Raw genomic sequence first — 13,589 nt, 5'->3', positions numbered from 1 at the left:
GTCACGAAGTAACGTGTTTACCACCCAACGCCGAGTCGAGTTTCGCGATACGGATGCTGCCGGAATCGTTCATTTTTCGGCCTTTTTTCCAATGATGGAAGCTGCAGAGCACGCCATGCTCCGGTCTTTGGGCGTCTCCGTTATGGCTCGCCCTACGGGTGGTGAGCATTCAGGATCTCAGGGGAATATGGAATCCCCAGATGCGGAAACTCCGGATCATGTCACTTGGCCTCGTGTTTCGGCTCATTGTGATTACCGAGCCGCCGCCCGTTTCGAGGACATCCTCGATATCACGGTTTCGGTGCTTCATCTCGGCAATAGCAGCGTCGAGTATGGAATTCAGTTTTCGCGAACCGAGCCAGCGGACCAACCCAGCCCACCCGGCAAACCGGGACCAATCGTGATCGCCGAAGGCAAATTGACTGCCGTTTGTTGCACCCTCTCCCCCGGCGGCAAGCTGAAAAAGACGCCGATTCCGGAAGACTTGCGGAAGTTGCTCGCAAAGCATCTCAATTCGCAAACCTTTTCTGCTGACCACGCGTAGTACCCCGAATCCTGGCTCAAGCTACGCCTGCAGCGGCATCCGCTCGTAGACCTTCCGTAGCGGGCTTGTGATGGATTTGAGTCTCAATGTGCTACTTTTCTGGTCGTTTTCACCTTACGGTCGGCTCGACATGATTTCCTGTCCTGATTTCGCGGTATCCGATTTCCCAATGCCTAGCTTCGCATCTCTCCCCAGTCTTGCTTCTCCTGATAGCTCTGCATTTTTGGATATGACCGCGATGCTGGGCCATCCCGCTCTCATCATCGGCTGGGCCAAATGGATTCCGGCCTGGATCACCCCACTGTGGGTAATTTCGGTCGGGTTGTTGATCGGTGCGATTGCGGTGGTCGCGGTTTACGGACTGCTGTCGCTGCTGTCACTCGTTCCGCCTCTTGGACAACTGGCAGATAAGCCTCGCCGCGGGATCACCGCTTCGCTGATCGTTGGCGGTTTGATTTCAGTAGGACTCTGTGCGACTTACGTTCCGATCGCAGGCGAATATTCCAATACGCTGTTTCTGCCGCTGATCTGTATTGGATTGGTCCTTGGGTTCGGGGTGATCTACGGGATGTGGCATCGGACGCGAAGCGAGTGGGCGGCGATGGTTAACGAGGGAGTGATTCCTTACCTGTTATCGACGCTTGGTGTTTTCGCAGTCATCGGATTGGCGGGAACCGGGTTTGTTGAAAACAAACAGGCGATTGTTGATTCGATCGCGGCGGTGAATCTTGTCGGTGACGGGACGGAGCGTGTCGTGGTGAAGGTTCCCGCATCGCCGGATCTGCCTGCGGGGGAATCGCCGTTTGTGCCAGCGAACATCAATTACCAGCTTCGCAGCGTCACAGGTATGACGATTGAGAGTGATCGTACGGTATTGCTGGGTGATTCGGCCGATCCAGCTGGTTTTGGCCGCACGCCTCAGCGTGTCAACGAAGGCGAAAAATTAGTCTATAGCTACGAAAATCGTGACCAACCGCCGATTCCATCGGACCCCACGCGACTGCACATTCAGAACCGTGAGATCGACGAAGCGACGGTGGTCTTTACGTTCAACAACCAACCGATGATCCCTCAAGCGAGTTCGATTGTGGTGATCGCTTTCACTTTCTTTCTGGCGATGACCAGCTTGATTGTGTTCCGGCAAGCCGCACCACGCGTTTGGGCGTTGGCGTTGTCGACCGCGAAGAACGAAATGGCACAGCCGCTGTATCTACTGCTGCTAGCGATTGGTTTATTTGGCGTGCTGCTGTTCGGGATCTATCCGTTTAACACCCTCGGTGACGACATTCGCTTGCTGAAAGACAGCGGCGTGACGTTGATCATGGTGCTGGGGATGGTGCAAGCGGTGTGGAGTGCCGGGACATCGGTTAGCGAAGAAATCGAAGGTCGTACCGCGTTGACGGTGCTTAGCAAGCCAGTCAGCCGACGATCCTTCATCCTCGGTAAATATGCCGGGATCATGTTGTCGGTGTTGGTGCTATTTGTGATCCTGTCGGCGGTTTTGACGGTCGTAATCAGTTACAAACCGATCTACGACGCTCGCGAAACGGCCAGCGGCGATACCGTTTGGCAGACCGGTCACGACGAAATCATGACGACCCTTCCCGTGCTGGGTTTGTACTTGATGGAAACGATGGCGATCGGTGCGATTGCGGTGGCTTTGGCGACGCGATTGCCGTTGTTGGCCAATTTTATCACCTGTTTTGTGGTCTACGTGATCGGAAACTTGACCTCGCCGCTGGTAGCGTCGGCACGCGATAACAACGAATTAGTGGGGTTTGTCGGGAAATTAATAGCGGTGGTGATCCCCAACTTGAACATTTTTAACGTTCAAGCGGCGGTAGATACAGGAAATCAGATCCCAGCGATCTACTTGGCCGGTGCTTTTAACTATCTTGTATGTTTCTCAATCGCAATTTGGATGCTTGCGATGTTACTTTTTGAGGACCGCGACTTGGCTTAGCATTTGTGGAAAAGCACCCTTTTCCATCTAGCCTTGGCTTAGTGGCGGCAGTGAAATGCTTGCCGCCAAGCAGATCCTTTCCTAAGCCAACGAGGTTCGACTGATGAGTAGACTTGCGGCACCACGAAGCGAACCTGAAGCGAGTGGTGCATGGACGACATACATCTGGGCATCGCTAGCGGGACTGCTCGTCCCTGTGATTGTGGGTTTGGTTGGCCTGATCGCGGTACTGCTGGATTCCAAAGGTTTCGTCGGCAACCAGGTTCGGCTCGGCACTCACCTCAGCATTTATCTGCCCGAGCCCTTTACGGCCCAGCGTCCGCTCGTCCAATTGGCTCAGTTGGTCGGAATTACCTTCGTAGTGGCATGTTTGTTTTCGCTGGCCGTTTGGTTGCACCGCCGTGATGCCGATTCCAAGGCTCGCAACGTCACCAAGGCCCTGCACCGCAAAGTACTGCAACAAAGTTTGCGTCGCGCTGAAATCGAAGGCGCTGCGGCTCAATACGTCCGCGCCGAGCAACTGATCGGCACCCATTTGCCGGCGATCCAAAAAGGGCTCTCGATGTGGTATCGAGCGATCCCGCGAAGTGTGTTGATGTTGGTGGGATGTGTCGCCGTTGCTCTGCTGGTAAACGTGTGGCTGGCCCTGCTGGCCGTCGTCAGCGGCATCATGCTCTGGCAGCTTTACCAACGACTGCGCTACCGCAAAGGCGACGAGATTGCGAATTGGGAAGTTCCCCGATCCCGTCGACGGATGGCCGAGATTGTCGGACAGGCTCCGCTGCTGGCGCGTTTGCAAACGCATGGATTAGCCGATCGTTCATTCGAGTCCGAGCTTGACTCGCTGTACCGACGACTGACTGCCGAAGAATCACGTTCAGGACAATTATGGCCGCTGCTATTCCTGGCGACGTCCGTTGCCGTGGCGGTGTTGCTGCTGGGACTGGGAGCCAATTTGTTGATTGGCGACAGTGGTTTGAGTGTGCCATCGGCGCTCGTCTTGGGACTTGCCTTGGGCGGTGCGATTGTCAGCGCCGATCGACTCGCCAAGCTTTCCTTTCAATTAAAAGAAAGCGAACCGTCAAGCGACGCGATCTATTTGTATCTGCAGCGAAGTGATGATGTCGCGCCAAGCGAGCAGCGAGTGGGACTAGCCGGCCTTCGCGACTCGGTTCGGATTGATGATGTGACGCTGCAGGATTCAACAGGCAAAGCGATCCTGAGAAATTTGAGCTTGCAGTTGAAGCCCAAAAGTTTTGTGGCGTTGCTCGGTACGGAAATCGTATCGACACGAGCGCTGACAGAATTGATCATGGGCTTTGGCCGTCCGACCGAAGGCCAAGTTTCGATCGATGGTATTCCACTATTGGATGTTCATCCGCAGGCTCTGGCGCGTAACGTGATGTGGGTCGAGCCTTCGGGCCCCTTGTGGGACGGCACGATTGCAGAAAATCTTCGTGGCGGTGACGAAGACATCAACAACAGCGATCTGGTCGAGGTGCTCGAGAGTCTGAACGTTTACGAACAATTGCAACGATTGTCCGAAGGTCTCAACACGTACGTAACCGTCGGCGATTCCTTGTTGCCGGCGGAAGTCACGTTCGCCATGGGAATTGCCCGAGCGATCTTGCACAAGCCTGCTGTTGTGATTGCGATGGAACCGCCTCCGCCAGCAGAGCATCTGCCGGATGACCCAAGTTTGGCGGGGTTAAAGCGATTGGCCGAAGCGGGAGCCTTGGTGGTGGTGTTGCCGCGGCGCTTGCAGACATTGCGTTCAGCGGATCGTGTCGTGTTGTTGAACGGGCCGCGGATCGCTGGCGAAGGTAAGCACGCCGAGTTGCTGTCCAACAGCGATCTGTATCGCCACCTCAACTACTTGCTGTTCAATCCGTATCGGCATCAAAAATAGGCAATACGAGAGCGAATCCGTTGGGAAAACCGACAGCGGGTTCTGCCGTTACAAGCGATCCTTGAAATCCGTTATGCTACCCGCCTACCTTGGTTCATCGGACGTTTTTGGGTCGACACGTGTTTGATTTTTGGCTCGCACTCTCACTGAATTTGCGATTAGCGTTACTGGCGATTTTTGGATTGCTCAGCGGTGCGTTGGCGAACCATGTTATTTACACGTGGTGTTGGTTCGCACGTCCTATTTCACCTTGGGCACCTCCGTCGCCCAAATCGCCAAAGCGTCAAACAATCGATCGCATTCCGCTGGTCGGTTGGTTCTCGCTTCGCCGCGAAGCGGAGCTTCATGGTCGTGGGTTTTGGATCCGGCCGTTGTTGATCGAGATCGGATTGGCGATTGCGCTTCCCGCGTTGTACATTTTCGAGACGCAAAATGGCGGCCTGCTGGCTGAATCACTGCGTGTGCCGCAGGTTCTCAGCATGCCGTGGCTGATCACAAGTGGGCACCGAGTTTTCCTTGGGCACGCCGTGTTGTTGGTGCTGATGGTCGCGGCCACCTTCATTGACTTTGATGAGCAAACGATCCCCGACGAAATCACGATCCCCGGCACGCTGTTCGCGCTGTTGCTGGGATCGATTTCTGACTGGGGTTTTATGCCGATTTCGCTGCCGATTGGTGGTCCTCCGATCGAGTTGTCTCGCGTCACGTTCGAAGCTCCCTGGTTCCCCGCGTTAGAAAAATGGTGGACCAGTACGGGGCTGTTAACGGGATTGGCGATTTGGAGCGGATGGTGCTTTGCATTAGCGGATCGTCGTTTGATTTTACGAAAGGGATTTGGCAAAGCGATTGAGTTTTTCTTTGCAGGGTTGGTGCGTCACTCGACTTGGAAATTGCTGCTCGCCATTTGGGTCGCGGGCTTGATCGCGATCTCAATCGTCTTTCAACTCGGCGGCGTTCATTGGCATGGACTGCTTTCCTCGTTGATCGGTTTGGCAGTCGGCGGCGGCGTGATTTGGGCGATCCGAATCATTGCGTCCAGCGCCATGGGAATGGAAGCGATGGGGTTTGGCGATGTGACGTTGATGGCCATGATCGGAGCGTTTTTGGGATGGCAGGCCGCTGTCGCCGCGTTTTTTCTCTCTCCTTTTGCTGCCATTGTGATTGTGGTGTTCCAGTTCATCATCACGCGTGAACCCCGAGTCCCGTTTGGCCCCTATTTGTGTGCGGGGGCGGCACTGACGGTGATTGGATGGGATCGAGTGATGAACCAGTGGTTCTTGCCGAACCTGTTTTTTCTCGGCAATTTTATCCTCTGGCTCTGTTTGGCGATGCTCGGTCTAATGGGGGCCATGTTGTTTGTTTGGCGGCATATCAAGCAGCGTCTGTTTGGCTAGATCGAATGACGTATTTGCCAGATTCAGACAGCAAGGCCACTTCACTAACGTGGCGAATGAGTCGTGGCTGAGGATTCGCATCCCTAAGAATGGATTGGGACAAATCGATGATTGTGATTGCCCGACGGTATGGACAACTCGGTAACCGGTTGTGGCTGTACGGGCACATGATCGCCGCAGCGGCCGAGTACGGCGTGACCGTCGTCAACCCAAGCTTTGCTGAATACGCCGATCTGTTTCCCTCGACTCGTAACGATTTGTGGTGCCGCTACCCGATTGTTTCGGAGCTTGATCCGTCACTACTTCAGCAGTCGGTTCCTTCACGCCGAACGCGAAATTGGTTGGCCCAGGGTGTCTATCTCTCGGCCAAGACGCTTTATACCTTGCGACTGCGACACTATCCCGCCAGTGTTCTTCGTATAAAAGGCGACCAGAGTTACGACCTAGGTAGCGACGCATTTCGCGAACTCGCAACGAGTGGCCGACCGGTGATGGCACTGGGGTGGCAATTCCGCAGCGAGTCACTGCTGGCGAAACATGCGGCGGTCGTTCGTCGCCATTTCCACCTTGGTCCCGAGCATGGCGAGCCAGTGGGGGAATGTCTGTACCAAGCACGCCAAAGCGGTGACGTTGTGATAGGCATCCACATCCGCCAGGGAGATTACGCGACATTTTTAGATGGCCGTTATTACTATGAGGTCCGCGACTATGTGGCCACGATGCGAGAAGTGCAAGCTCAGCTCTCCCCTCGCCGCGTGACGTTTCTCGTTTGCACCAATGTGCCTTATGACGAGTCGGATTTTGCAGGGTTAAACGTGCAATTTGGTCCTGGCGTTCCGCTACAAGACATGTACGCATTGGCAGAGACCGACATGATCATCGGGCCTCCGAGTACGTTCACGATGTGGGCGTCCTTTTATGGTGGCGTTCCGCTGAAAATGATGACTCGGTGTGATGACAAAATCGAAGTCGAATCGGTTGCACCCGAGTTGTTCAAGTCCAATCCAAGCAGCACGAAGTATCAAATCGTGCAAGGGAAATTGTCGGAGTTAAGTGCAAGTGACCTCGCCGATGTCTTCGGTTTCAGCCAGCCGAGCGAACGGTTCCCAAGCGAAGCGAAGTCGTTCAAATCGAATTCTTAGGCGTAGGCCGGATCAAGTCGTGGTAGCGACGCAGATCCGGCAGAACACTTCACCTCCCCAAAACTTGTTTTGGGGAGTCCGGAACGAGCGGACGCAAGTTCACCGGTGGGGCCTCGCAGTGTTAGGGGTAAGTCGTGCAAGCTCAGTGTCGCCAACCCTCCCCGGCCGCTATCGCGGCCGACCCTCCCGCACACGGGAGGGTAAATCTGCCGTGCCGGATCTTCGCTCCGCTGCGATCCCCGCCGTGCCGGAACGATGAACATTTCACCGGCCGCTATCGCGTCATCACTTCGCGGCAGACGTCGGATACAGCATCGGCCGACGCCAAGTGAAACGTCGGGATTCGGCTGGCAATAAGGGGGCCTGCGGCTGCCGAATAGTCGTTGATATCCAGTGCATTGATGATCACTGCAACGGCTCGGCCACGACGTGACAACCCGATCAATGCCGCCAGCGACTCAGGCGGACAACTCTGCAGGATCACCAACACCGTCGTCTCGGACGATACTTTGGATTCTGCTTCGACCAGCAACTCGGCCAGCGTTAGCCCATCGGTCCGCTCGAGTCGTGCCAGCGTGCGGATCATTTCTCGCAGAGCCACGGGGCCTCGTGTCGCAGGTTGTGCCACCGGCATCAAGCGGTCACTCTCGTTTCGCATCGACGCGGCAGCGGTCACTTGGTCGCGGACTCGATAATCACCCACCCAGCCTTCGGTGCGGATGCGGTCGGCTGCGTCGCGTCCATTGGTGACCAAGCCAAACGGTTCACCCGCATCATGCAGTGCATGGGCGATCGAAGCGGCTGCGGTTATTGCCAAATCACTTCGCACCGGTTCATGCTTCGATGGATTAGTCGCGACGTGCAAATCTAAAACCAACGTCGCTCCGGCAATCGACGAAGGTTCATAGATTTTGCTGTGTAGTGTACCGGTCCTGGCCGTGGCGGCCCAGTGAACACTGCGAAGCGGATCGCCGGTCTGCCATCGACGAATGCCCCGCAACCGTGTGGGATCGTCCATCACATTGTCCCGCATTCGGATCTCGCCGATCGGACGCCGTGACCCTATATCATAAGTCGATAACGGAACCACATTGGGTAGCACCGTGACATACTGAGGCTCGGTGCCGACACGATAGCGTCGATACAGCCCCATCAGATCCCCGGTTTCCAATACCGTTGGTCCGATTTGAAAGTAGCCTCGTCGGCGACACGTCACTTTGTAATTCAGCGTTTTCGACTGGCCCGCCCACAGCATCATCACCTGCACTCGGTCGCCTTCGATCTCGAGCGCCGACGTCGAAACCGCGCCTACCTGGATCGCTGGCCGCGGCAGCAAGTCTTCGACCAAGATCCACAAGATCGGCAGCCGGCTTTGGTTGGTGAGCATGATTTCGACGTCGATCACCGAGCCGAGTTTGTGTTCGACATTCCCGCTGTGCCGCACCGCGATGGTTGAATCGGTCCAAGTGTTGGCGAGAAACCAATTCACTCCGACAAGAATCGCGGCGGCCACCGCCGCCAGAACCCACAGCGACGCACCAAACAACATGCCAAACAGCAGCACCGCACAGATCCCCGCCACCATCCCAAAGCTCAGCTTGGGTGAGTCGGAATGCGATTGGGCAACAGTCGTGGAGGACATGATTCGATCAACGCGTTTAATTTTACCTCCCCTTTGGGGAGGTCAGAGTCGGCGGTAGCCGGCTCTGGGTGGGGTTCGTTGTGTTAGGAATGGACGTTGCAAGTTCAGTGTCACCAGCCCTCCCCGGCCGCTATCGCGTCCGACCCTCCCAGCGGGAGGGTGAAGTCTGTTACGCCGGAACTTGCACCCCCAGCCCGAGCAAACTAGCGGCCGTCGCCGGTGTAAATAATCGTTGCTCCTTGAGGAGCCTGAGGCCAAGGTGTCGTTCCAGGTGCCCACTCGGTTGGCTGAGTTTTGCGAACTTCGTTCACCGATTCAATCAACCAATCCGGAGCCGACTTATTTTCCTGCATTCCGTATACGTACGGAAGCGGCGGGTCCATCAGCATTGTCTTCTCGCCCAGCGGCGGTCGCTCGCTGCCCGCCTGCTTTAAACGCGCCGACAAGCGAGCCACCACATCGGGGTGCTGCTCCGCTACATCGGTCGTTTCACTCGGATCGTTTGCGACGTTAAACAACATCTCGCCCATCAATTTGAAATCACCCGAGCGAATCGTTGGTAAACGAACGCTGCCGCTGACTTCAAAAATGATCTCGTCTCGCGGACTCGCCTCTCCATGGACAATCGTCTCGGTCATGTCCATCCCATCAATCGGATAGGGGCCGCTCGCGTCACCCCCTGCGATATTGGCAAACGTGGGCAACAAGTCAACGATGTGGATCATCTCGTCGTTGGTCGAGCCGGGGTGAATGTGCCCAGGCCATCGCATCACGCAGGGAACTCGCACGCCGCCTTCGAAAGTTGTGTTCTTGGTTCCGCGGTAAGGCCGATTCATCTCTTCGGTCAAACCGCCATTGTCGTTGGCAAAGATCACCAACGTGTTCTGAGTAAACCCATGCTGATCCACTGCTCCGACGATTCGCCCGATCGCATCATCCAAACACTTCAGCGCTGCTTCACGCGGTGTGTATTTGTCGGTGTGACGCGGAACTTGTTCGATCGGTCCATGGACTGCGTTAAACGGCACGTAAATGAAGAATGGCTGTTTGGCAGTGTTTGCATCCGTTTGACCGGCTCGCTCCGAGATCAACCGCACCGCTTCGTTTGCGATCAAGTCGGTGGTGTACCCTTGCTCTTGAATCGGTTGCTGATTGCGGTGCCAATCGTAAACCGCATAGCGTGCCGGGGCGTTGTGAGGAATGGTGTAGTTGTTGTAGTCGATCCCCCAAGCATAGTGACCGTATTGATGATCAAAACCTTGTCCCATTGGCAAATGTTCAGGCAACCATTCGCCACAATGCCACTTGCCTGTGATTGCGGTGAAATAGCCGACGTCCGACAACACCTCCGCCACGGTGCGTTCTTTGGTATCCAGTGCATGGATTCGCCGCGTTTCCTCGCCGCGTTCGTTTTTCGCGAGTGTCAACCCAAGCTTTGCCAAGTAGCTCGGTTTGCCAAAATCTTCGCTTCGCCAATCCATCCAATTGCGAAACGCGTATCGTCCCGTCATCAATGCGCCCCGGCTCGGTGCACAGACCGAATGCGTATAAAACTGAGTAAGCTTTACACTTTGGCTCGCCAAGTGGTCCATGTTGGGCGTCAACTCGGCATTGCCGCCATTGAACCCAGGCTCGGCCCAGCCCATGTCGTCGGACAACATGAACACAATATTGGGTCGTTCGGCGGATTGAGCATTCAGCTGCGGCGTTTCCATTGCTAGAACCGACGCTATCAACGTCACCACGACAACAAGTCGAGCTCCGCAGCGTGACACAGCCTCCCAGCGTTTCGGTGGGCCGCCAGCCGGACGTGTTAACGGGCACAACGTGCGAGCTAGCGATTGAATCATTTCAGTTCCGTTGGTTGAAGGGCGAAGAAGACATTTTGCATCACGACGCGTGATTGGGATTCACGCTGCCTGCCTATTCTCTTTGCCCAGGTTTCGCAGGTCAATTGCCCGCTGCCATTACGGGCACTCTATCGTCAAATAGAGAATGAACCCCTTGTTCTTTTGGGACGTTGATTTAATACGTGACGCATTTGGTTGTAGCGGAAGTCGTCAAGACTTTCGTTTTCCGGGATAATCGAAACTCTTGACGAGTTCCGCTACCTCAGTAGTTAAGTCGACGTGCCTCACGATCCACTCTCGCTCAGAAAGGCAATCAGGTCCGCCAATTCGTCGAGCGTCATGCTGTCTTCGAGTCCCACGGGCATGATCGATTTTTCGCTTGGTTGCAGCTGCTCGATCTCGTCTCGTGGCACTTCAAAAATATTGCCGTCAGCTCCCTGTAGACGCAATTGATTCTTAGCCCCTGGGCGATCCATTTTCAGTCCCGTTAAAACATGGCCATCACTCGTCAGCACGGTCCAAGGAACGTACAGCGGCCCCACTTCTTTGCTAGGATTCAATATCGATTCGAGCATCCGAGGGCGAGTCATCTGACCCGCCACACGAGTCAAGTCGGGCCCGGTGTTGGTCCCGCGTCCAGAGTGCATGTGGCAATTCGAGCATCCGCGGCGAAAGAACACACGGCGTCCTGCGTCCACATCTTTGCTGTGACCGACCAATTGCATCCATCCCTCAATGTTTTCGCGACTCGGACGTGCCGCGTTGTCTCGGCGAACGTTCGTGTTTCGAACTCGTTTGGTTTCGGCACGCAACACCGAGGGCTGTTTGGGCGCTGACAATCGATTGATGATCACTGCGTAACTCGCCGCCTTGGGGGACAATCCCGCAATCGCGTCGGCACGCGTCTGTTCGTCAATCGTTTCATTCACTGCAATTTTGGCTAGTTCGTCAAATGAGCTGTCGGTCCCGCGAGCGACCAACAATCGAACCACTTCAAGGGACAGTTCGCGGCCGGCTTTCCCATCGACGTATCCACCAAGTTCTTGATCACTCGGCGAGGTTGCATCGGCTGGCAGTCGCTGTAACGCAAGACCGCGAAGTCGGGCCGAGCGAGTCGCATCGCCTGCGAATTCGATCAACCGCTTTTCGATCGCGGGATCGCGACTTCGGCCCGATGCATTTCCCGTCTCTAAATAAGCGATCGTCGCAATCGTGGCCGAAAAAACGGGCGGCGACAAACGATCCTGTTTTAATAACGCCGTGATCGCCGGCAGCTGGTCTTTGCACATCCGCTCTGCCGCCCAACGCAACGACGTCAACACCACCGCATCCGAATCGTCGTCCAATCCAGATGTGATCAACGCGTCACGCGTGGCCGCAGGAACACTTGCTGGATCACACAGCTCTTTCCATCGCCACGCTAACATCTGTCCCACTCGCTGCTGGGTATGGCGCAACTTTTTTTGACCGAGTGCCGTCAGGTGATCGTGCCGGACCAAGCCCGTGATCGCGGCTTGGCGGATGAACGGATCACTGCTTTGCAGTGCGTTTAATCGTTGGTCGAGTGTCGTGGTTTCCGATTCTGCCAACTGTGATGCTTCTTTTTCCGCTACAGTGAATCCAGGCAGCGAGTTGGTTTCGTCCGAATTGGTTTCGATCGGGGCGTTCGCAACACGACTCAGTCGCCACAATCGTCCTTTGCCGTGCACGGGGTAACTGCGGTCGACCCAGTCAGTGAAGTAGATCGAACCATCTTTGGCGATTGCCATTGCCACCGGTCGGAAGTTTTCGTCGCCTTGGACAACGACTTCGGTTTTGCTGGCCCACGACGCTCCGCGGGGATCGAGCGAGTAGCGTTCGATGCGATTGTCACCCCAACTGGTGACCCACAAATGCGAACCATGCTGCATCACCGCACAGCCGGCTTCACCGGTTCCCGCAGCCATCGGCAACGTGCCTGGGAATTCGCCATTCCATGATTGCAGTGGATGAATACCCGCACGCCCAAAACGAAACTGGAATCCATAATCGCCTCCGGACACGACATGCATTAATCGATTGGGCGGCATCGAGTCGGGATCGTTCCCGGCGGCCCATAACCGATTGGCTGAGTCGAAATACAAACCAAATGGATTCCAGAATCCGGTCGCAACACGTTCTACACGGGTGCCATCGGTTTTGCAGCGAAACACGTTGCCTCCTTCGCCACCGCCGACTTGTTTCGATCCGTCGCTGCCGATTAGTTGGTAGGGTTCGCCAAAGTTTTCGCCTTGCCCCACGTACAGCCATCCGTCGGGCCCGAGGGTCAGTCCACCGAGTCCATTGTGCGGATAGTTTGCCGACGTTTCATGCGTCAGCAGCACCACACGTTGATCGGCAACGCCATCGTCATCCGAGTCACGAAGTTTCACCAGTTCGCTTCGCGTCGAAACGGCAAGCCAGCCTTCGCCTAAATTTACGATGTTCATCGTTGCCACGCCTCCTTCGTAGAAGAGACGCTGTCGGTCAAGCACCCCGTCGCCGTTGCTATCGTCAAAGCGATAGATGCGATCCGTTTTCGGACCGTCGTAATGGTCGGGGGGGAAATGGGTATGGCATTCGATCACCATCAGTCGCCCTTGGTCGTCGAGACAGCATCCGGTGGGCGTCACTAGATCAGGCTCGGACGCTATCTGTGTTAACTGCCAATTGGAATCTAGCACCCGCGGCGTTTCCTCGGCAAACGATGGCAACCCGCATATTCCGAGAACCAGACCGAGCAGAGTTGCAGTGGACTGAATTGGCGAGAGACTCCACGCACATAAAGAACATCGAAGCTCGTTGAAACACATTTGCATGGATGGCTTTGCAAGAAAAAAAGGATGGGGTCGGGGCGGGACGAGAAGAGGGGCATTGGCGAAGTCACAGATTATACCCTTCACTGCACTAGCGTGCTTTGCAATGCAAATAGCAAGGGTATTTGCGTCACGCGAAAAAGGGGCACTGAAGCACACGACCTGCTTGCGATCGCGTGTGTCGCATTCGCACATCTAAGCGGAAATATGAGCGTCAGTGCCCTACCGGATGCTGAAGTTCGCACACGGGGTGTGCCGCGGTGCTGGACATCCTGGCGTTCGGACGACTTGGATTCGCTTTGGTACGTGTC

At 55.6% G+C, this 13,589-nt stretch carries 8 protein-coding genes; 5 read left to right on the top strand and 3 right to left on the bottom strand.

The genetic code is table 11. The features are described from left to right. Nucleotides 1-13: 13 nt before the first annotated feature. From SH528x_RS09510 to SH528x_RS09490, 5 genes are all read left to right on the top strand, one after another. Nucleotides 14-544 carry an acyl-CoA thioesterase gene (locus tag SH528x_RS09510; RefSeq protein WP_442510290.1) on the top strand — a complete coding sequence of 177 codons (531 nt, stop codon included), beginning with the start codon at nucleotides 14-16 and terminating at the stop codon, nucleotides 542-544. 169 nt (nucleotides 545-713) lie between these two features. Then, on the top strand, nucleotides 714-2,507 hold the full coding sequence (locus SH528x_RS09505) for an ABC transporter permease (RefSeq protein ID WP_442510289.1): 1,794 nt from the start codon (nucleotides 714-716) through the stop codon (nucleotides 2,505-2,507). 103 nt (nucleotides 2,508-2,610) lie between these two features. Continuing rightward, a complete protein-coding gene (locus SH528x_RS09500) occupies nucleotides 2,611-4,416 on the top strand; it encodes an ATP-binding cassette domain-containing protein (protein ID WP_442510288.1) in 1,806 nt (601 codons plus the stop codon). A gap of 119 nt (nucleotides 4,417-4,535) precedes the next feature. Continuing rightward, a complete protein-coding gene (locus tag SH528x_RS09495) occupies nucleotides 4,536-5,810 on the top strand; it encodes a prepilin peptidase (protein WP_442510287.1) in 1,275 nt (424 codons plus the stop codon). A 107-nt stretch (nucleotides 5,811-5,917) separates the two neighbouring features. Beyond that, nucleotides 5,918-6,952, top strand: coding sequence for a hypothetical protein (locus tag SH528x_RS09490; protein ID WP_442510286.1), 1,035 nt, complete (start codon nucleotides 5,918-5,920; stop codon nucleotides 6,950-6,952). Between the two features lie 274 nt (nucleotides 6,953-7,226). Here SH528x_RS09490 and SH528x_RS09485 read toward each other — a convergent pair whose 3' ends face one another. From SH528x_RS09485 to SH528x_RS09475, 3 genes are all read right to left on the bottom strand, one after another. After that, on the bottom strand, nucleotides 7,227-8,594 hold the full coding sequence (locus SH528x_RS09485) for a DUF58 domain-containing protein (protein ID WP_442510285.1): 1,368 nt from the start codon (nucleotides 8,592-8,594) through the stop codon (nucleotides 7,227-7,229). 203 nt (nucleotides 8,595-8,797) lie between these two features. Continuing rightward, a complete protein-coding gene (locus tag SH528x_RS09480; RefSeq protein ID WP_442510284.1) occupies nucleotides 8,798-10,444 on the bottom strand; it encodes an arylsulfatase B in 1,647 nt (548 codons plus the stop codon). 284 nt (nucleotides 10,445-10,728) lie between these two features. Beyond that, nucleotides 10,729-13,146: a PVC-type heme-binding CxxCH protein gene (locus SH528x_RS09475; protein WP_442510283.1), complete on the bottom strand. Its 2,418-nt coding sequence runs from the start codon at nucleotides 13,144-13,146 to the stop codon at nucleotides 10,729-10,731. Nucleotides 13,147-13,589: the final 443 nt, after the last annotated feature.

The sequence above is a fragment of the Novipirellula methanifontis genome, from assembly GCF_052161655.1.
GTDB lineage: Bacteria > Planctomycetota > Planctomycetia > Pirellulales > Pirellulaceae > Novipirellula.
This window is presented reverse-complemented; position numbering and strand designations above follow the sequence as displayed.

Coding starts and splice junctions, on each gene's coding strand:
- SH528x_RS09505 (WP_442510289.1), top strand. CDS start 714: ATGCCTAGCTTCGCATCTCTCCCCAGTCTTGCTTCTCCTGATAGCTCT.
- SH528x_RS09500 (WP_442510288.1), top strand. CDS start 2,611: ATGAGTAGACTTGCGGCACCACGAAGCGAACCTGAAGCGAGTGGTGCA.
- SH528x_RS09490 (WP_442510286.1), top strand. CDS start 5,918: ATGATTGTGATTGCCCGACGGTATGGACAACTCGGTAACCGGTTGTGG.
- SH528x_RS09485 (WP_442510285.1), bottom strand. CDS start 8,594: ATGTCCTCCACGACTGTTGCCCAATCGCATTCCGACTCACCCAAGCTG.
- SH528x_RS09480 (WP_442510284.1), bottom strand. CDS start 10,444: ATGATTCAATCGCTAGCTCGCACGTTGTGCCCGTTAACACGTCCGGCT.